The following is a 20,000-nucleotide window of genomic DNA, read 5'->3' on the forward strand; positions in this document are numbered from 1 at the left end:
GTAAGAAATTTACATTCTTTGGGGTGGCAGGCGGGGGTTTTGGGTATATTTTCGGCCAATCCTGCGCCAAAAGAGTAATAGAATTTCATTTTGCCTCAGAGGAGGGCCTTATGCCTATCAAGCGTTATGGCGCGGAAAAATCCGGCGCCGGTGGCCAGAACCTGCCTTTCGCCCGTGCCGTGGAAGCCGGTGGCTTTCTCTATGTTTCGGGTCAGGTGGCCATGAAGGATGGCGAGATCGTCAAGGGCGGGATCGTCGAGGAGACGCATCTGACCATCAAGAACGTGCTCGCGATCCTGGAAGAGGCTGGCTACGGGCCGGAGCATATCGTGCGCGTTGGCGTGTGGCTGGATGACCCGCGGGATTTCTGGAGCTTTAACGGCGTCTACAAGAGCTACTTTGGCGAGCACCCGCCGGCCCGCGCCTGCGTGCAGAGCCGCATGATGGTGGATTGCAAGGTCGAGATCGATTGCGTGGCGTATAAGGGGCCGTAGGTCGTGCGCCCAGTTGGCCATAGCGGCCTGCAAACGCCAATTTTCTCCGCTTCCGGTGCTCACGTACTGATGTACGCTCCGCTCCGGTTCTCGAAAACCGGCATTTTCGGCTCGCTCTGACTCAACTGTCCACACAACCTAGTGCCGGACTACCCTCATGCTGGAGGAACTAAAGTGTCAGAAAATCCCTTCCGGCTCGACGGAAAGACCGTGCTCATCACCGGCGCCGGTGGTGGCATCGGGCGGTCGCTCGTGGCGGTGTTTCATGAGGCGGGCGCCAATGTCGTTGGGGCCGATCGCGAGGCGGGGCTGCTCGATGGCCTGCCGCTCGTACGAAAAGTGCTGTTCGACCAGGCCGATATGGCGGGGACGCGGGCGACGGTTTCGGCCGATATTGCGGCGCATGGTGTTTATGATGCGGTGGTGGCCAATGTGGGTTTCACCCGGGCCGAGCACTTTGGCATGGTCGATGACCAGGTTTGGGCGAGCGAACTCAATATCAATCTCAATGGCGCCTATGCGCTGACCGATCCGATCGTTGCAGCCATGGGCAAGGTGGGTCGTGGCGCGCTGGTGTTCATTTCCTCCGTCAATGCCATGGGTCACTACGGCAATCCCGCTTATTCGGCGGCCAAGGCGGGACTGGTCGCCTATGCCAAGGGCATTGCCGTCGAGCGCGGGGCGGAGGACGTGCGCGCCAATGTGGTGGCGCCCGGCTCGGTGCGGACGCCGGCCTGGGACCATCGTCTTGCGGCCGATCCAACGCTGCTCGACAATGTACTGCCGCACTATCCGCTGGGGCGCATGGTGACGCCGGTTGAAGTGGCCAATGCGGCGCTGTTCCTGTGTTCGGATGCCGCTTCCGGGATTACCGGCACGCTGCTTCCGGTCGATGCGGGGCTGACGGCGGGTAATCTCAGATTTGTCGATGAAGTGCTGAGGGGCAAATGACCTCTATTTTTGAACTCGAAACCCCGGTTGTCCTGATCGATCTCGACAAGGCCGAAGCGAACCTCAAAAACGCGCAGGATGCGGCGGACAAGGCGGGCATCAAGCTGCGGCCGCATATCAAGACCCACAAGCTGCCGCGCTTTGCCAAGCGCCAGGTGGAGCTGGGTGCGGTGGGGATCACGGTGCAAAAGCTCGGTGAGGCCGAGGTAATGGCCGATGCCGGGTTGAGCGATCTTTTGCTGACGTTCAACATCATCGGAGCGAAGAAGCGGACGCGGCTTAAGGCGCTGCATGACCGGGTGACCATTCGTGTTGTCGCCGATAGCGTCGAGACGGTGGCGGGGCTGGCCGAGACGTTTGTCGATCCCGCAAAACCGTTGGGTGTGTTCGTTGAATGCGATACCGGTATGGGGCGCTGTGGCGTGCAGTCGGGGCAGGCGGCGCTGGAGCTGGCGAAGAAGATCGCTGCGGCGCCGGGGCTGAGCTTTGCCGGGCTGATGACCTATCCGGCCGCCGGAAAATACAAGGAAGCCCAGCAGTGGCTGGCCGATGCAAAGGCGCTGTTCCTCGGCGCGGGTGTGGCTCTGCCGGGGATCACGACGGGCGGCACGCCCGATATCTGGCATATGAGCGAGGCTGGCGTCGCGACCGAATATCGGCCGGGCACCTATATCTATATGGATCGCTCGCAGGTGGTGGCGGGCGCTGCGACGTTCGAGCAGTGTGCGTTGACGGTGCTGGCGACTGTGGTGTCGCGACCGACGGATGGTCGAGCGATTATCGATGCCGGGACCAAGACGCTGACAAGCGATCTCCTCGGTATGCAGGGGCACGGCTATGTCGTCGATTTTCCCGATGCGAAGATTGTGGGGCTGAGCGAGGAGCATGGCGCGCTCGATGTGTCGGCTTGTGCGGTGAAGCCGAAGATTGGCGATGTCATCCGCATCATCCCCAATCACTGCTGCCCGGTGAGCAATCTCTTCGATACGGTCACACTGGTGCGTGGGGATGAGGTGCTCGAAACTGTGCCGGTGGCGGCGCGGGGGCGGGTGGACTGAGCCTGTGCTCACTCGCGATTTCTTTGACCGCCCTGTGCTGGAGGTTGCGCCGGAACTGATCGGCGCGACCTTGCTCGTTGATGGGGTTGGCGGGGAAATCGTCGAAGTGGAAGCCTATGACGAGAGCGATCCGGCCTCGCACAGTTTTCGGGGTCCGACGCCGCGCAATGTCGCCATGTTCGGGCCAGCGGGGCATGCCTATCTCTACAAGATCTACGGCATTCATTTTTGCCTGAATTTCGTCTGCGAGCCGGGTAGCGCCATCCTCATCCGGGCGCTGCGGCCGACGGCTGGCTTTGACGCCATGCACGAGCGGCGGGGCGGGGTAGTCGACAAGCAGCTTTGTGCGGGGCCGGGGAAACTGGCCGAGGCGCTGGGGCTTGATCTCACGCAGAACGGCATGGCGCTCGATGAGGCACCGTTTCAATTGCTGGCGGCGACGGCGCCGCGCGAGGTGGCGACCGGGTTGCGGATCGGCATTACCAAGGGTGTCGAGACACCTTGGCGCTTTGTTGAGCGTGGCTCGCCTTATCTCAGCAAGCCGCTCAAATAGTCATGTGCCGGCGCCTCTTCACCTCTCCCCCAGGGAGAGGTGCGCTTGGCGATGATCTTGTGATCGCTCTATCGGCAACCAGACCCATCCCGCGCCGTTGGCTCTTCGCGAAGGGTAGCGCGCGTCAACCGGACGCGGTGGTATGAGGAACGGGCAGGTTTTTCCGGTTTCCCGCCCGGCCAACGAAATGGCAGCCGAGCCTCTGTCCCATCCGCGCTACGCCTTCGTGTTCTTCACGAGAGGAGGCAGAAATGCCGCAGGGCGATAAATCGGCCTATACCGACAAGCAGAAGCGTAAGGCGGCGGCTATCGAGGATGGCTACGAAAAGAAGGGCGTGAGCCACGATGAAGCCGAGCGCCGCGCCTGGGCTACCGTCAACAAGGACGATGGCGGCGGCAAGAAATCGGGCTCGGGCCGCGGCAAGGAGACGGGTCACCCTGCGGCGCATAAGGGCGGGGAAAAGGGTGGCAAGGCCTCGGCAAGCCGCTCCGCGGCCGAGCGCTCGGCTTCGGCCAAGAAGGCGGCGGCGACGCGAAAACGCAATGCCGAGCATCACGCTCATCACTAGGTGATAGAAGCGATTGGTGTGTTGCGCCCGACTGAGTCGCGTGATTCAAGAGAGGCGTGCAAGCGCTCGATTCATTTGACCTGTTTTCGCCGCACCGCGCCGAGCGGCCGACCCCGCTTGAGGTTTTGCGCGACATCTTTGGGCACAAAGCTTTTCGTGGCCAGCAGGACCAGGTGATCGACCAATTGGTCGCGGGCGGCGATGCCGTCGTGCTGTTCCCGACGGGTGCGGGAAAATCCATGTGCTTCCAGATCCCGGCCATTTGCCGCTCGGGCGTGGGCATTGTGGTCTCGCCGCTGATCGCGCTGATGCGCGATCAGGTCGAGGCGCTGAAACAGGCCGGCGTGGCGGCGGCGGCGCTCAATTCCTCGCTCTCGCCGGAAGAGGCGAGCGCGGTGCGCCGGCAATTGCGCGCGGGGGAACTGGACCTCCTTTATGTGGCGCCGGAGCGCGTGGCGACGCCGGGTTTTGCCAATATGCTTTCGGGCGTCGATATCGCGCTGTTTGCCATCGACGAAGCCCATTGCGTGAGCCAATGGGGACATGATTTCCGGCCGGAATATCGCGAGCTTATTCACCTCGTCGAGCTTTTCCCCGGCGTGCCGCGCATCGCGCTGACGGCGACGGCCGATCCGACGACGCGCGAAGACATTATCGAGCGTTTGGGGCTCGAACAGGCCAAGGTTTTTACGACCTCGTTCGACCGGCCGAATATTTCTTATTCCATCGTCGAACGCGACAAGCCGCGCGAGCAATTGCTCGATTTCCTCTCCGGCCATAAGGGCGAGAGCGGCATTGTCTATTGCCTCTCCCGCGCCAAGGTCGAGGACATGGCAGACTATCTCTCGGGCAAGGGGATCAGGGCGCTGCCCTATCATGCCGGCATGTCGGCGGAGCTGCGCAGCGCTAATCAGGATGCGTTCCTGAAAGAGGAAGGTCTGTGTCTGGTCGCGACCGTGGCCTTCGGCATGGGCATCGACAAGCCGGATGTGCGCTATGTGGCGCATATGGACTTGCCGTCTTCGATTGAAGCCTATTACCAGGAGACCGGTCGCGGCGGGCGCGACGGGCAGCCGGCCGATGCCTGGATGAGCTATGGCATGGCGGACGTGGTGCAGCGCCGACGGATGATCGACGAGGGAGGGGCGCCGGACGAGGTCAAGCGTCTCGAACACGGCAAGCTCAATGCGCTGCTCGGCGTCTGCGAAACGGCGGAATGCCGGCGCAAGGCCATCCTCAATCATTTCGGCGAAGCGCATGCCGGTAATTGCGGCAATTGCGATACCTGCCGGTCGCCGGTCGAAAGCTGGGACGGCACCGAGGCGGCGATCAAGGGATTGGCGGCGATCTATCGCACCGGCCAGCGCTTTGGCGCGGCGCATGTGATCGACGTGCTGGTGGGCAAGGAAACAGAGAAGGTTCAGCGCTTCGGGCATCAGAACCAGCCGGTCTTTGGTCAGGGGCGGGAACTTGATGCAAAATCCTGGCAATCGGTGCTGCGGCAACTGACGGCCATGGGGCTGATTGTCGTCGACCATGCCAATCATGGGGCCCTGACGCTGGGCGAGGCGGCGCGTGCCGTCTTCAAGCGCGAGAAAAGCGTGACCCTCAGGAAGGACCGGCCGAAGAAGGCCGTGGAAGTTCGTCGGCAGCTCACCAAGGCGGTCAACCTGCCGGAAAGCGCGCAGGGACTTTTCGATGCCTTGCGCTCCGAACGGCTGAAAATTGCAAAAAGCCAGGGCGTGCCGCCCTATGTCATTTTCCATGATGCGACCTTGCGGGCCATGGCGCTGGCGCGGCCGACGCATCCGCATGATATGCTCAACCTGCCCGGCGTCGGGCAGGGCAAGCTCGACCGCTATGGCGAGGCATTTCTGGCGGTGGTGATTGGCTATGACGGAGCCTGACCTGTCTCCGAGCAGGCGGCAGCGCCTGCCGGTTATCGACATTGCCCGCGGCGTCGCTATTCTCGCCATGGCGTTTTACCACCTCTGCTGGGACCTCTGGTATTTTGGGTTTCTGGCGGCCGATGTGGGTTTCGATCCGCGCTGGGTGTTCTTTGCCCGCTCGATTCTCGCGAGTTTTCTGTTCCTCGTCGGCGTGGGCCTGGTGCTCGGGCATGGCGAGGGCGTCAGGTGGAGGAGTTTCTGGCGGCGCTGGCTTTTTGCCTTTGGCGGGGCACTGGCCATTACCGTGGGCACGCTGATCGCTTTCCCCGAGAGCTTCGTCTATTTCGGCGTGCTGCATGCCATTGCGCTCTTCATGCTCATGGCCCTGCCGTTTCTCTTCGTGCCGGTGGTGGTCGTGGCGCTGGTGGCGCTGGCCTTCATCCTGCCGCCCTTCTTCTTTGCCAATATCCTCTTCGACGAGAAGATTTTCTCCTGGCTCGGCTTCTGGGTTGTGCCGCCCATTACCAATGATCTCGTGCCGGTCTTTCCCTGGTTCGGTGCCGTGCTGATTGGTGTTCTGGTGACGCGGCTCGGCAAGGCCGCGCTGCTTCCGAAACTGGCGACCATTCAGCCGGCCGGAAAAGTGCCGCGCACCTTTGCGTTTCTGGGGCGCTGGAGCCTGTCCTTCTATTTGATCCACCAGCCGGTGCTGTTGGCGGTGATCGTGCCGCTCTCCATGTTTTTGGGCACGCAGAACACTTTGCGTGAAGCCGACTTTTTGCGCTCTTGCCAATCGACCTGCGAGAGTGCCGGTACCTCGGCGGAGATGTGCACCACCTATTGCCAGTGCGGGCTCGAAGGGCTCGACGAGGACGACCTTTGGGACGCGGTCTATACCGGTGCGCTGACGCCGGAGGAGCAGACAAAACTCGACGAAAACAACCGCCAGTGCTCGGCGCTGATCTATCCCGAACTGCTGGACGCTCCCGCGCAATAGCGATTGTTCGGGGCGTCGTGATGGGAAAGGGCCTAGCGGGGTATTTTGGGGGCTGTGATGCCCGCATCGAAGGAGGCCTTCGGCCGACCTCCCCCCAAAAGGAGAGGAACCTTTGCCAAGGCATGCCCCCTTGCCCAAGCATTGCTGGCAAGACGGAAAATGCTCGGTCATGAAGGTGTCATGTCCCCGCTACTCCTCGCCGTCATTGCCCTAGCGACCTTCTGCACCTCGATCATTTCGGGGATTTTCGGCATGGCCGGGGGGATGATCCTCCTTGCCGCGCTGATGACCGTGTTGCCGGTGGCGACGGCGATTGCGGTGCAGGGGGTGATCCAACTCATCGCCAACGGATCGCGCGCTATTTTTTCCCGCCGGTATATCGACTGGCGCATTCTTGGCACCATTCTGCTCGGGCTCCTGGCGGCGGCGACGCTGCTGTTCATCGTGCGCTACACGCCTGATTTCATCACGGTCTGTCTGGCCGTGGGGCTGATGCCGATCCTCGTGTGGATTCCCAAGGACTGGCTGGCGCTCGATGCCAGCAAGCCCGTGCATGGCTTTCTCTGCGGCTTCTTCGGGTCCGGGCTCAATCTGGCGGTGGGTGTCGCCGGGCCGACCATCGATATCTTCTTCATCCGCACCGAAATGGACCGCCGCACCGTGATCGCCACCAAGGCGGCGGCGCAGGTGCTCTCCCATGGCGCCAAGATCGTCTTTTATGGCGCCATGGCCTCGGCCATGAGTGCCGGCGATTGGAGCATCGCTCTCATCGCGGCGCCCTTTGCGATTTTGGGCACCAATGTCGGCTACCGCGTGCTGCAGCGCCTGACCGATGACAATTTCCGCAAATGGACGCGCTGGATCGTCACCGGGATCGGGCTTTTTTATCTGGTGCGCGGTTTGATGGCGCTGGCTGGCGGCCAATAACGAGATCTCAGCGCGTCGTCATTGCCGGGCTTGTCCCGGCAATCCATCTCGCCTCGGCCAGCCATTCTTGCGAATGGCTTGGGACCACCGGGACAAGCCCGGTGGTGACGAACCCGGGTGGATCGGGGATGGCAAGACCGGTGAACCGCGCTTTGAGGTGGAACGGGGCCATCCCCCCCGCTTACGCACAACAAATGCCCGAAAACCCGCAGAGCCATTTTGAACTCCCGCAATCGCCCTCTATGGTGCGCGGGGGAGACGACATGGCACCTTTCGATAGCGTAACCGCGCGGCTTATCCTGCTTCTGGCTGAAACCGGCTCCATTGGTCGCGCCGCCGAGCGCGAGGGGATTGCCTCTTCCGCCGTCAGCCGGCGCGTTTCCGATCTCGAGGCGCGGCTGGGCGTCGTGCTGTTCGACCGTTCGGCGCAGGGGGTCAAATTGACCAGCGCCGGGGAAGCCTATGCCGAGGGTTGCCGCACGGTTCTGCGCTCGATTGCCGATCTCGATGCCGTCATGGCCGAATTCGGCTCGGGCCTCAGGGGTAGTCTGCGGCTTGCTTCGACCGGATCGGCGCTGACCGGGCGCCTGCCGGAACTGCTGGCGCGCTACGCCAAAAAATTTCCCGGCATTGAAATCGCCATTGCTGAAATGGGTGCGGCCAAGGCGCTCTTGGCGCTCGACGAGGGCCGGGCGGACGTCGCCATTGTCTCAGACAATTATGATTTCGCCCGTTTCGATATCCGGCCGTTCGAAGACGAGCGCGTCTGGGTGCTGGCGCCGCCTGATCATCCATTGGCCAAGCAAATCGAACCGCGCAAGGCGATCTCGTTCGATGCGGTTCTGCCCTATGCCATGGTCGGTGTGCATCAGACCGGTTCGCTTGATCGACTGCTCTCGGAGGCGGCGAACACCAAGGGCCAAAAGCTGACCGAGACGCTACGAGTCGAAAGTTTTCCGGCGCTGGTGCGCATGGTGGAAGCCGGTTTCGGCATCGGCTTCCTGCGCTCGACGAGCCTGCATCTCCTCGCCGGCACCGATCTCGTCTGCGCGCCTTTGGCCGAAAGCTGGGCCATGCGGCAATTGCTGGTGGCGCGGCGCAAGTCGAGCCCGCAATCGGCGGCAATGAAGAGCTTTATTGCGCTCTGTTCGGAAACCTACGCACCCTCCATTTGAAACGTTTTCGCTTGTGGAGCGCCTAAACCGCGCAGAACAGGGCGATTCTGATCTGACAAAAATCGGACTTCCTGCGTCATATTTTCCTTTGACTCACTCAAATGTGCTGGCTAGGAACCTTGATAAGCGCTGTCAGGATTTCGGCGGCGTGTCCCTTGATGCAAACCGATTGGATCGTCCCGTGACATCGCTTTTCCGCACCACTGCATTCGCCGCGGCTCTTTTTGCCTCTGCCGCCGTGCTCGCCCCCGTGGCTTTTGCCCAGGACAAGGTGATCACCCATGCCCAGGGTGAAACCACGCTGACCGGTGTGCCGGCAAAGGTGCTGGTGCAGGATTGGGCCGTGTTCGACGATCTCAACGCTCTGGGTGTGACCGTTGCCGGGGTGCCCTCGTCCAATGCCCCGACCTATCTCGCGGACAAGATTCCGGCCGATGCGATCCAGATCGGTTCGCTGTTCGAGCCTGATTTTGAGGGTATCGCTGCGGCTGAAGCCGATATCTATTTCATCGCGGCCCGCTCGCGCGAAGCCATCGGCACCTCCAAGGACATTCTCCCTACCGTTGACCTCTCGGTCGACAACGGCTCCATCGTCGAAGGCGTCAAGAAGAACATGACGACGCTTGGCGACATCTTTGGGCTCGAAGCCAAGGCCACCGAACTCAATGCCGCGCTCGATGCCAAGGTCGCTGAAGTGAAAGCTGCGGCCGAAGGCAAGGGCAATGCCCTGGTGCTCGTGACCAATGCCGGCAAGCTCGGCGTCTATGGCCCGGATTCGCGCGTTTCCTGGATCTACAACGAAGTGGGCATGCCCTCGGCGCTCGATGGCGTGAAGGACGGCGATCACGGTGGTGACTCCGTTTCGTTCGAATTCCTCCTCGAAGTGAACCCGGACTGGGTGTTCGTCGTCGACCGTGATGCCGGCACCGGCGAAAACGCCGGCGCTGCCCAGGCCCTGCTCGACAACGAACTCTTCAACCAGACGACGGCCGCCAAGGAAGGCCACATCGTCTATGTCGATCCGCAGGCGTCCTACATCTCCATGCACGGCTACCAGGGCGTGCTGCTGCTGCTCGACCAGGTTCTGGCTGGGCTGAATAGCTAAAGACTAAACAGGTGGCCGGAGCGATCCGGCCACCGGCTTTGCTTAAGGCCCCTCCTTGCGCATTCTGCTTCTCGCCTTTCTCGCGACGCTGATCCTGGCTTTCATCAGCCTCTTTGTTGGCGTCAGCGATGTGTCGCTGCCCGCTCTGCTGTCGGGCACGGCGGATTTGCGCGCCACGGAAATCTTCTTCATCAGCCGCGTGCCGCGGACCCTGGCGCTGATGCTGGCCGGCGCCTCCATGGCCATTGCCGGGCTCGTCATGCAGATGGTGGTGCGCAATCGCTTCGTCGAACCCTCCACAGCCGGGACGAGTGAATCGGCGGCGCTGGGTTTTCTCGTCGTGACGCTTCTGGCGCCCGAATGGCCGCTGATGGCCAAGATGGCGGTTTCGGCGCTGTTCGCGCTTGGCGGCACGGCGCTGTTCCTGCGCATTCTGCGCGCGGTGCCGCTGCGCGATGTGCTGCTGGTGCCGCTGGTCGGCATCATGCTCGGCGGCGTCATCGGCGCGGTGAGCGCCTTCATCGCCTATCGCACCAATCTCATGGCTTCGCTGCTCGCCTGGAACATGGGCGACTTTTCGGGTGTCTTGCGCGGGCGCTATGAGCTGCTCTGGCTCGGGCTGGCCGGGGGCATTCTCGCCTATATCGCGGCCGATCGCTTTACCGTTGCGGGCATGGGCAAGGATTTCACCACCAATCTCGGGCTCAACTACAAGCGCGTCATGGTGCTGGGGCTGGTGATCGTTTCCGTGGTCAGCGCCGTGGTGCTGGTTTCGGTTGGCTCGATCCCGTTCCTGGGGCTGATCGTGCCCAATCTTGTCAGCCTCGTCGTTGGCGACAATATGCGCCGTACCGTGCCCTGGGTGGCGGTGGGTGGCGCCGGCTTTGTGCTCGCCTGCGATATTGTGGGACGGTTAATCCGCTTTCCCTATGAAATCCCGATTGCCGTGGTCATGGGTGTCGTGGGCAGTGCCGTGTTCCTCTATCTGCTGCTGAGGACGCCGCGCCATGCGAGTTGATGCGGGTTCCGATAATGGCGTCGTTTCGGCGAACGGGGATTCCCGCTTTCGCGGGAATGACACCGAGAGTGGGGATAGTTCGGGGCGGAAGAAATTGTCGCGGCCGGCGCTGGTGCTGATTGCGCTTGGTGTGGCTGCGCTCGTTTCCATTGCCCTCTTCATGACGCTCGACGCCAAGGGCAGTTGGAGCTTCGTGCTCTCCTTCCGCGGCAAGAAGCTGCTGTCGCTGGTGCTGGTTGCCTATTCGGTGGCGGTATCGACCGTGCTGTTCCAGACCGTCACCAACAACCGCATCCTGACGCCTTCGATCATGGGTTTTGATGCGCTCTATGTGCTGATCAAGACGGCCGTTGTGTTCTTCTTCGGTGTTTCGGCGCTGGTGTCGATCGACAGCCAGATCCAGTTCGTCGTCGAACTCTTCGTCATGGTCGGCTTTTCGTTCCTGCTGTTCCGCTGGCTGTTCCTGGGCGAGGAGCGGAGCCTGCATCTCCTGGTGCTGGTCGGCATTGTGTTTGGCATTCTGTTCCGCAGCCTGTCGCAATTGATGCAGCGCATGCTCGATCCCGGCGCCTTCAATGTGTTGCAGGACACGCTCTTTGCCTCTTTCGCGACGACCGATCCGACCCTGCTCGGCATTGCGACGGTGATCGTGGTGTTGACGAGTTTTGTCGGTTGGCGGCTGATGCATACCTATGACGTGCTCTCACTGGGGCGGGCGCAGGCGATCAATCTTGGGGTCGACTACAAGCGCACCGTCGCTGTTATTCTTGTGCTGGTCGCGATCCTTGTATCGGTATCGACGGCGCTGGTTGGGCCGGTCACTTTCTTCGGTCTGCTCGTTGCGACGCTGGCGCATTCGCTGATCGGCAATTCGAAACATCGCTACGTGCTGCCGGCGGCGGTGCTGCTTGGTGTCATTGCGCTCGTCGGCGGCCAGACCCTGCTCGAGCGCGTCTTTGCCTTCGATACGGCCCTGTCGATCATTATCGAGTTTCTGGGCGGCCTCGTTTTCATTGTCCTGGTGCTGCGGAGATCGGCCCGATGATCATCACCTCCGATATCAGCAAATCCTATGGCGAGAGCACTGTTGTCGACGGCGTCTCACTGAGCCTGCCCAAGGGCGGTATCACCTCGATCATCGGGCCCAATGGCGCGGGAAAGTCGACGCTGCTCTCCATGGTCAGTCGCTTGATGGCGATGGACAAGGGCTCGGTGACCGTGGATGGGCTCGATGTCAGCAAGACGCCCGGCGATGTTTTGGCGCGGCGGCTCTCAATCCTGCGGCAAGACAATCACATGACCGCGCGCCTGACGGTGCACGATCTCGTTTCCTTTGGCCGCTATCCCTATTCCAAGGGGAGACTCAATGCTGATGACAAGGTGCATATCGACGAAGCCATCGGCTATCTCGATCTCACTGCGCTGTCGGGGCGTTTCCTTGACGAGCTTTCGGGCGGGCAGCGGCAGCGGGCGTTTGTGGCCATGGTGCTCTGCCAGGACACGGACTATGTGCTGCTCGACGAGCCGCTCAACAATCTCGACATGAAGCATGCCATGGGCATGATGAAGCTCTTGCAGCGCGCAGCGAGCGAACTCGGCAAGACCGTCGTGCTGGTGTTGCACGACATCAATTTTGCCTCCTGGTATTCCGACCATATCGTCGCCATGAAGCACGGCAAGGTGGCGGCGCAGGGACCGGTGGGCGAGATGATCAAGCCCGACGTGCTTTCATCCATCTACGAAATGGATATCGCCGTGCACGAGATCGCCGGGCAGCGGATCAGCGTCTATTACGGCTGAGCCACCGTCATTTCAGAGAAGCAGACGACCCGGCCGCGGCCGCCGGCCTTGGCGGCGTAGCAGGCCGCATCCGCTTCGCCGAGATAGCCAAGGCCCGATTCCGAGCGCGATTTTATGACGGTGACGCCGATGCTGGCGCCGATGCGATGGCCGCGCCCGTTCCAGGAAAAGGCAAGGGCGCCGATGGCCCTGACGATCTTTTCGGCGACCTTGCGGCCATTGGCGAGCGGGCAATCTTCGAGCAGCACGGCGAATTCATCGCCGCCCAGCCGGGCGGCGAGGTCGTGTCCGCGACAGGCTCCGCGGATGGTTTCGGCCACCTGCTTGAGGAGGGCATCGCCCGCGGCGTGGCCGGCCGTATCATTGACCGGCTTGAAGCGGTCGAGATCGACATAGAGCAGGCAATGCTGGCGCCGGCCATCGCGCGCCGATCCGATGGCGACGCTCAGCGCCCCATCGAAGGCGGCACGATTGGGTAGGCCTGTCAGAACGTCATGGCTGGCCGAATGGACAAGCTGGCGTTGCAGGGCGCGGCTCTGGGTAATGTCCTGAAAGACCAGCACCGCGCCCGACATTTTTCCATCAGGCATGATGACGGGAGAGGCGGAGCAGCGGATATCGCGCGCCTGGCCATCGCGCGACACGAGGACAACCTCGTCCTCCACTTCCATGGCCGCGCGATGGGTGAGGCAGGCCATGGCGGGGCAGGGGGCCGCCTCGTCGGAATGGGCGTGGCGTAGGGGAAAGACGGTCTCGGCGAAAAGGCCCTTGGCCTCATCGGCGGAAAAACCGGTAAAGCGCTCGGCGGCGGGGTTGACGAAGGTCACCCTGCCCTGCGCGTCGGTGGCGATCATGCCATCGGCGATGGCTTCGAGCGTCACGCGCAGCCGCTCTTTCTCGGCCGCCAATTCCTGCTCTATGGTCTTTAAATAGGTGATGTCGGTATCGGTGCCGACGGTGCGCAGCGGCGCGCCATTCTCGTCCCATTCGACCGGGCGGCCACGGCTCAGGATCCAGATATAGCTGCCATCACGGGTCAGTTCGCGATATTCGAGCGCGTCAAAACTGTCGTCGCCCTGGTCCTGCCGATGCACATTGGCGATGACTTGGGGGCGATCCTCGGGGTGGATGCGGGCAAGCCATTGGGCTTGGTCGCCATCCACCTCTTCATCGACAGGAATGCCGCGCATCTTTCGCCACATGCGCGAATAGAACATCGTATCCCGGCGGATATCATGGTCCCAGACGCCCTGCCGCGCGCCTTCGAGCGCATGGTTCCAGCGACTTTCCGAATAGGCCAGCGCCTCTTCTGCGCGCTTCTGCAATTCGATGCTGGTGACTTGCAGGATCAGGCAATCGGGCTGGCCGTCGTCATCCGTGGAGAGCGCGGCGGCCAGCATAACCCAGACCGGGTGGCCATCGGCATGGCGGAGGAGATGTTCGCCGCGATAGTGGGCGGCTTCGCCCCGGGCAAGGCGTATGAGATGTTGCCGCGCCGCGCCCGTGTCCTCGGGATGTACGAGATCGAAACCGTCGAGACTTTGCCCGCTTTCCATCCTGTGGCCGAGAAGGCGGGTAAAGGCGGGATTGAGATAACGCACCGTGCCATCGAGCCCGGTGACCAACATGCCGACCGGCGCGACTTCGGCAAGGCGCGACAGGACGGGCACGGCGCGTTGCGTGCGCCGTGCCCGTGTGACGCGCCGTTGCGCTGTGCGCGCCAAGCTCAAGTCCTCAAACCTCGATGAGCGAGAGGATGAAATCGCGTTCGAGCGCCAGGCCCGCCCATTCGTGCGGCTGGTCGGCATCGAAGATCAGCGTATAGGGGCCTTTGTAACCGGCCTCTTCGGCCGCACCCACGCAGGCGCCATAATCGGCTTCGTCGAGCTGGCCCTGGGCAAAGCTTGCCTTGGCGTGGCAGAGCTCGGCCCGCGCAAAGATCGAGGCCAGGTCTTCGTATTTCGTATCGCCGCCCCAATTGCCGAAATCGCCGAGAAGGCCGATGCGACCTTCGAGCCGATCGAGCACCTCATGCACTGTGGCCGGCGTCGAAAGCAGGTCGAACCAGTTTTCGGTGACAAGACGGACGGAAGAGCCGGCATTGCGATCGGCCAGCCGCTTCAAGGCCGCGACGGACAGGTCGAGCGTTTCAGGCGTCGGCTTTTGCTTGCCGGCAATGACGCGCGCATTTTCCGCACCCAGCTCATTGGCAACGTCGAGCCAGCCGGCAATCCAGGCTTCGTCCCGGGCACCGTGTTCGGGATGGGTGATATCGCCGGCATCGATCAGCAGGGTTTGGAGGGTCACCTCGGCGCGGGCAAGTTGGTCTTTAAGTTCGGCGAGATAAATGGAATCGCGGCTGCGCATGTGGAAGGAGACGATTTCCACGCGGTGATAGCCGTGATTGGCCAGCACCGAGGGCAGGCCGAGCAGGGACTCGCTGCCTTCGCCATAGGTATCTTCCCCCGCGCCGATGGCGGTGGTCGTCAGATCATGCGGATAGGTCGTGCCCAAAAGGCGATGCAACGACCAGGTGGAGACCGCGATGCGGTCAGCACTCTGGGCCATAAAGTCTCTCCCCAATTCCTCCGGCAGCAGAATCACATGTGCACGGAGGGGCTGCAATACAATTTGTTATAGCCACAAACGATTAGGGTCGGCGGCGTTCACCGCACGCTCGCCTGCAAACGCCAGCTTTCTGCGCTTCCGGTGCTCACGTACCAACGTACGCTCCGCTCCGGTTCTCGCAAGCCGCCATTTTCGGCTGAGCGTGCGGCGAACGTCATCCGACCCTAGCCGAGCCGATAGATGCGCTCGGCATTGCGGTGAAACAGCTTTTCCTGATTTTCCTGCGTCTCGTCGGCAACGATCTCGCGGGCGGCTTCGACCCAGCGTGTGAGGGAGCCGGTGAGGGTGACGACCGGATGATCCGAGCCCCAGACGACGCGGTCCCAGCCAAAGCTGTCGATGACGTGCTCGACATAGGGGCGGAGGGTTTCACGCGTCCAGTCGGGATTGCAATGGTTCACGATGCCCGACACCTTGCCCATGACATTGGGGAGGGCGGCGACGTCGCGGAGGTTTTGGCGCCACGGATCAAGGCCGATGCCATTGATGTCGGGATTGCCGCAATGGTCGAGGATGAAGGTCACTTCGGGGACTTTTTGAGCCAGGGCGACGCCGAGATGGAGCTGATCGGCGCGGAGGCAAAGGTCGAAGGTGAGGCCATGCCGGGCGAGAAAACGCAGATTGTCGGCGAAGAGTTTTGGTTCGCTGACATCATCGGGCACTTCGTGAAGAATGCGGCGCAGGCCTTTTACCCGGCCTTTGCCAACCGCGAGCAGCTTTTCAAGCTGGGCCGGGAAATCGGGATTTTCGGGACGGCAGGCGGCGATGGCGCCGACTATGCCGGGAAGACCGAGGACGAATTCGGTCTCGGGCAAAATATCGGCTTCGGCGACGTCGACCTCCATATGCAGCGCCGCCTCGATGCCCAGCGGCTTCGCCTCCGCCCAATAGGCTTCAACACTCCACGGCTTGTTGATAGCCGGCGAATTCCCCAGCCACGGATAGGAAAGCCGGTCGGGATAGATGAGGTGAAGGTGAGTATCGATGATGCGCATGGTCGTCCTCCTGCGCCTCTGGGTATCAGAAAATTGCGGCGATCACAGGGGCATAGACGCGCCGACCGCGGGGGAATTTGGCCGCTTTCGGCTACCGGCCGGTGACGTCAGGCGTGAGAGAGAATATTGAGCAGCTTGCCGAAAGGGTCGCGTACAAAGAAGCGCTCGACGCCCCAGGGCTCTGTTACCGGGCCATATTCGATTTCATGCCCGGCATCGATCATCCGCGCGTGAACGGCGGCAAGGTCATCGACTTCGATCGACAGGTCTGGCACTGGCGTGCCCGACCCGCCCTCGAGCGCGAAGCTGATCTGGGGTGTCGACTGCCCCGACCCAACGAATGTGATGATCCAGCCGTGGTCCATGCCGATCTCCATGCCCAGCAGCTCGCCGTAGAAAGCTTTTGCGGCTTCCAGGTTTTCTGTCGCGACATTGGTGACGACCCGATTTACGGCCATGGTTAAATTCCTCAAGTCAGGAGTGGCAGTTTAGCAGCTTTGGCAGGGAAAAGCCGACCCTTTACGCTTCATCCGCCCAGTTGCTCCTTCCCCTCCAGCGTCCCGATGCGCGCGCTGGCGGTCTCCCAGCTCAGTGCGGTCACCCGTGCAATGATCGCCTCGGCCACCCCCAGCAGCGCCGCATTGGCGTCCCATGTCCGGCCCGTTTCGGTGCGGCAGGGCAGGCAATAGCGGGCGTGGCGGGCGATGGGGCTCAACCATTCGTCGGTGACGAGGACGATATGGGCCTTTCGCCGGGAGAGGGTGTGGGCGATGTCGAGCATGGCCGGATCGTAGCGGCGGACGTCGAAAAGAATGGCGAGATCGCCGGGTTTGACGTCGATGAGCTGGTCGGCACTGGTCGCCGGGCGCCCGTCAAGGCGACGGATACCGGGGCGGATGAGGCGGAGATGGGCTTCGAGATAGCCGGCGAGGAAATCTGTAAAGCGCCCGCCGGCGAGGTAGCAATTGCGCTTGGTTTCGGTGAGGCGCCGGCAGACGGTTTCGAATTCGCCGGGCGAAATCAGCGTCGCCGACTCTTCCATGCGGCGGGCCGATTGGGCGAGGAAGGCGGCGAGATAAGGCGCTTCGCCCGAATGGTCCGCGGGCGTCGCGCCGCGCTGCAGCGGCGATTTTGAGCGCTGTTCCAGTTCCTCGCGCAGGGCGCGCTGGAAATCGGGATAGGATTTGAAGCCCAATTGGGCGACGAAGCGGACGATGGTCGCGGCACTGACATCGGCGCCCGCAGCGAACTCGGCGACCGGGGCGAGGCCGAGGAGGGGATAGTTGCCGAGAAGCCCGCGGGCGGCGCGTCTTCCGGCTGATGTCAGCTGCTCGTCGAGGTCGTGAATGCGTGCGGCGACCGTCTTCCCCTCCATTTCCCCTCCTGAACTCTGCGTTTCAATATTGACAGAAGTTTCGTTTGTGGAACTACTGTTACAGAAGTTAATCGCTTGCCTATAGAGGGAATATGGACGGCGAAGCGCAAAAATCGGTTCTGGTGACCAATGCGCGGGGGGCTTCACCCTTCGTCATTCTGTGCGACCATGCCTCCAATAGAATTCCCGAACGCTATGGCGATCTCGGCCTGACGCCGAGCGAAAGACTGAGCCACATTGCCTGGGACCCCGGCGCGCTGGCAGTGAGCCGGGTGCTTTCGGACCTGCTCGATGCGCCGCTGGTGGAATCCACCGTGTCGCGCCTCATCATCGACTGTAATCGCGCCCTCGATGCGCCGGACCTGATTTGGACGCTTTCCGAACGCACGCGCATTGCGGCCAATGAAAATATCACCCCCGAAGAACGGGACTATCGTATCGCCCAGTATCATCGACCCTTTCACGGCGCCATCGACGTCCTGCTCGAAGCGCGCCGCCATGCCGGCATCGAAACCATTGTTGTCTGCATGCACTCCTTTACGCCGGTGTTTCTGGGTCAGAAGCGGCCCTGGCCTATCGGGGTCATCCATGGGCGGGACGAGCGTTTCACCAAGGCTTTTCGCGACGCGATGGCGGCGGAACGCCCCGAACTCAATATCGGCTGGAACGAGCCCTATGCCGCGCTCAATGGCGTGACGTTGACGCTCGAAAAACATGGCGATGGGCGCGGGCTCGAAGCCACCATGATCGAAATCCGTAACGACGAAATTCTCTCGCCCGAAGGGGTTGGCCAATGGGCCGGCCTTGTTGCGCGGAGCCTGCAACATGCGCTTGAGGAGCGACGGCAGGCCCGAACGCATTAGGCGGGACACAGGGTTCAGCATAACCAAGGGGACAGGGACCATGGCTGATACCAAGAAGGTGGGAAGTGTCGCTTATGCGACACGAGACAAGTCGTATTTCGAAAAGCGCGGATTGCAGCGTTACGCTGGCATCTGGTCGCTTTGGGCGCTCGGCGTTGGCGCGGTGATTTCAGGCCATTTTTCCGGATGGAACTTTGGCTTCATGACGGGCGGCTGGGGCGGCATGGTCGTGGCCGCCGCCATCATCGCCATCATGTATCTGGGCCTCGTTTCCTCCATCGCCGAAATGAGCCCGGCGCTGCCGCATACCGGCGCGGCCTATTCCTTCGCGCGTACCTCGATGGGGCCATGGGGCGGTTTCATTACCGGGCTTTTCGAGAACGTCGAATATGTGCTCACCCCGGCGGTGATCTGCACCTTTATCTCGGGCTATTTTGGCTCGATCACCGGGCTTGATACGGCCTATTACCCGGTGCTCTGGGTGGTGTTTTTCGTCATCTTTTTGGCGCTCAACATCTACGGCGTGGCGCTGAGCTACAAGGTGACGCTGGTTGTCACCCTGATCTCGCTGGCGGGTCTGGCCTTCTTCTGGTTCAGCGCTTTTCCGAACATCGACTTCAGCCGCTGGGCGCTCAATATCGGTGTGGGGCCGGATGGTGCCGCAGTCGAATTGCCGGAGGGCAATGGTTCGTGGTTCCCGTTTGGCTGGCAGGGTGTGCTTGCGACGCTACCTTTTGCGGTCTGGCTGTTCCTTGCCATCGAGCAGGTGCCGCTTGCGGCCGAAGAATCGGTCGACCCCAAGCGTGATCTGCCGCGCGGCATTCTGCTTGGCTTCTGCACGCTGCTGCTCTCGGCCTTTCTCATCGTGCTGCTTAACCCCTCCATTCCGGGTGTCGGCAGCTTTGCGCTGGGATCGTCGCTTGAACCGGCTCTGGATGGTATCCGCGCCATCTATGGCGATGCCGCTGCGCCGCTCTTTGGCATCGTGGCGCTGATCGGGTTGATCGCCTCGTTCCACACCATTCTCTACGCACAGGGCCGCCAGGTCTATTCGCTGAGCCGCGCGGGATATTTTCCGTCGGCTCTCTCGGTGACGCATGAAAAGTACAAGACGCCCCATCTGGCGATGATTTCGGGCGCGACGCTCGGCCTCGTCGTCATGCTGGCGATCTGGTTCGTCAATGGTGGTGGTGGGCCGGGTGAAACCCAGCTCGGTGACGATATCATCGGCTCGGTGCTGCTCAATATGGCCGTGTTCGGCGCCATGCTGAGCTACATCATGCAGGCGCTGAGCTTCATCATCCTCAGGCGCAATCAGCCCAATATCGAACGGCCGTTCCGCTCGCCGGTGGGTATTCCGGGCGCGGTGCTGACCATCATCATCGCGGCCGTGACGCTGTTCTACCAGCTGCAGGACCCGAATTTTTACAAGGGTGTCATCTGGGTCGTCCTGTGGTGCGCCATCGGCGTCGTTTATTTCGCCCTGGTGGGTCGCCACAAGCTGATCCTCTCGCCCGAAGAAGAGTTCGCGCTTGAGCATCGCGGCGATGCCGCCGTGGCGGCGGCGGTGGCACCAAAGGCCTGACGAGAAAAGGGGCGCCGC

Annotated in this window: 20 protein-coding genes; 15 read left to right on the plus strand and 5 right to left on the minus strand. The window is 62.0% G+C overall.

The annotated features are described in order from the left end of the window. Window positions 1-110: 110 nt before the first annotated feature. The 13 genes from J7557_RS15795 (at window position 111) to J7557_RS15855 (ending at window position 12,536) form a co-directional block, all read left to right on the plus strand. A complete protein-coding gene (locus J7557_RS15795; RefSeq protein WP_291421004.1) occupies window positions 111-494 on the plus strand; it encodes a RidA family protein in 384 nt (127 codons plus the stop codon). Window positions 495-668: 174 nt separating this feature from the next. After that, a complete protein-coding gene (locus tag J7557_RS15800) occupies window positions 669-1,445 on the plus strand; it encodes an SDR family oxidoreductase (RefSeq protein WP_291421005.1) in 777 nt (258 codons plus the stop codon). Then, window positions 1,442-2,503, plus strand: coding sequence for a D-TA family PLP-dependent enzyme (locus J7557_RS15805; RefSeq protein ID WP_291421006.1), 1,062 nt, complete (start codon window positions 1,442-1,444; stop codon window positions 2,501-2,503). The genes J7557_RS15800 and J7557_RS15805 overlap by 4 nt, the downstream gene beginning before the upstream one ends. A gap of 4 nt (window positions 2,504-2,507) precedes the next feature. Continuing rightward, the gene (locus J7557_RS15810; protein ID WP_367272908.1) at window positions 2,508-3,056 is read left to right on the plus strand and encodes a DNA-3-methyladenine glycosylase; all 549 of its coding nucleotides are present in this window, start codon (window positions 2,508-2,510) and stop codon (window positions 3,054-3,056) included. Between the two features lie 251 nt (window positions 3,057-3,307). After that, window positions 3,308-3,625: a plasmid stabilization protein gene (locus J7557_RS15815; protein WP_291421008.1), complete on the plus strand. Its 318-nt coding sequence runs from the start codon at window positions 3,308-3,310 to the stop codon at window positions 3,623-3,625. Between the two features lie 56 nt (window positions 3,626-3,681). Next, window positions 3,682-5,532 (plus strand): DNA helicase RecQ, encoded by a 1,851-nt coding sequence (recQ, locus tag J7557_RS15820; protein ID WP_291421009.1) that lies wholly within the window; start codon window positions 3,682-3,684, stop codon window positions 5,530-5,532. Next, window positions 5,519-6,511, plus strand: coding sequence for a heparan-alpha-glucosaminide N-acetyltransferase (locus J7557_RS15825; RefSeq protein WP_291421010.1), 993 nt, complete (start codon window positions 5,519-5,521; stop codon window positions 6,509-6,511). Before recQ ends, J7557_RS15825 begins: the two co-directional genes overlap by 14 nt. A gap of 180 nt (window positions 6,512-6,691) precedes the next feature. Further along, a complete protein-coding gene (locus tag J7557_RS15830; protein ID WP_291421011.1) occupies window positions 6,692-7,438 on the plus strand; it encodes a sulfite exporter TauE/SafE family protein in 747 nt (248 codons plus the stop codon). 263 nt (window positions 7,439-7,701) lie between these two features. Beyond that, window positions 7,702-8,613, plus strand: a complete 912-nt coding sequence (locus J7557_RS15835) for a LysR family transcriptional regulator (RefSeq protein ID WP_291421012.1) — start codon at window positions 7,702-7,704, stop codon at window positions 8,611-8,613. Window positions 8,614-8,794: 181 nt separating this feature from the next. Further along, window positions 8,795-9,718, plus strand: coding sequence for a siderophore ABC transporter substrate-binding protein (locus J7557_RS15840; protein ID WP_291421013.1), 924 nt, complete (start codon window positions 8,795-8,797; stop codon window positions 9,716-9,718). Window positions 9,719-9,773: 55 nt separating this feature from the next. Then, window positions 9,774-10,736 (plus strand): ABC transporter permease, encoded by a 963-nt coding sequence (locus J7557_RS15845; RefSeq protein WP_291421014.1) that lies wholly within the window; start codon window positions 9,774-9,776, stop codon window positions 10,734-10,736. A gap of 160 nt (window positions 10,737-10,896) precedes the next feature. After that, window positions 10,897-11,781 (plus strand): iron chelate uptake ABC transporter family permease subunit, encoded by an 885-nt coding sequence (locus tag J7557_RS15850; protein WP_291421108.1) that lies wholly within the window; start codon window positions 10,897-10,899, stop codon window positions 11,779-11,781. Continuing rightward, the gene (locus tag J7557_RS15855; RefSeq protein WP_291421015.1) at window positions 11,778-12,536 is read left to right on the plus strand and encodes an ABC transporter ATP-binding protein; all 759 of its coding nucleotides are present in this window, start codon (window positions 11,778-11,780) and stop codon (window positions 12,534-12,536) included. Before J7557_RS15850 ends, J7557_RS15855 begins: the two co-directional genes overlap by 4 nt. On the opposite strand, the gene J7557_RS15860 is transcribed toward J7557_RS15855, so the two are convergent. The 5 genes from J7557_RS15860 to J7557_RS15880 form a co-directional block, all read right to left on the minus strand. Continuing rightward, window positions 12,527-14,260: a PAS domain S-box protein gene (locus J7557_RS15860; RefSeq protein ID WP_291421016.1), complete on the minus strand. Its 1,734-nt coding sequence runs from the start codon at window positions 14,258-14,260 to the stop codon at window positions 12,527-12,529. The genes J7557_RS15855 and J7557_RS15860 overlap by 10 nt on opposite strands. A 10-nt stretch (window positions 14,261-14,270) precedes the next feature. Further along, complete coding sequence (locus tag J7557_RS15865) at window positions 14,271-15,104, minus strand: sugar phosphate isomerase/epimerase (RefSeq protein WP_291421017.1); 834 nt, start codon at window positions 15,102-15,104, stop codon at window positions 14,271-14,273. Between the two features lie 224 nt (window positions 15,105-15,328). Then, window positions 15,329-16,159, minus strand: a complete 831-nt coding sequence (locus tag J7557_RS15870; RefSeq protein WP_291421018.1) for an amidohydrolase — start codon at window positions 16,157-16,159, stop codon at window positions 15,329-15,331. Between the two features lie 107 nt (window positions 16,160-16,266). Beyond that, complete coding sequence (locus J7557_RS15875) at window positions 16,267-16,617, minus strand: VOC family protein (RefSeq protein ID WP_291421019.1); 351 nt, start codon at window positions 16,615-16,617, stop codon at window positions 16,267-16,269. Between the two features lie 68 nt (window positions 16,618-16,685). Next, entirely contained in the window at window positions 16,686-17,534 is an 849-nt protein-coding gene (locus J7557_RS15880; protein WP_291421020.1) for a MurR/RpiR family transcriptional regulator, read from the minus strand. Window positions 17,535-17,626: 92 nt separating this feature from the next. Between J7557_RS15880 and J7557_RS15885 the strand changes: the two genes are divergently transcribed. Together J7557_RS15885 and J7557_RS15890 are read left to right on the plus strand one after the other, a co-directional pair. Continuing rightward, on the plus strand, window positions 17,627-18,397 hold the full coding sequence (locus J7557_RS15885) for an N-formylglutamate amidohydrolase (RefSeq protein ID WP_291421021.1): 771 nt from the start codon (window positions 17,627-17,629) through the stop codon (window positions 18,395-18,397). Between the two features lie 40 nt (window positions 18,398-18,437). Next, window positions 18,438-19,982: an amino acid permease gene (locus tag J7557_RS15890; RefSeq protein WP_291421022.1), complete on the plus strand. Its 1,545-nt coding sequence runs from the start codon at window positions 18,438-18,440 to the stop codon at window positions 19,980-19,982. Window positions 19,983-20,000 lie beyond the last annotated feature (18 nt).

This window comes from Devosia sp., from assembly GCF_017744655.1.
GTDB lineage: Bacteria > Pseudomonadota > Alphaproteobacteria > Rhizobiales > Devosiaceae > Devosia.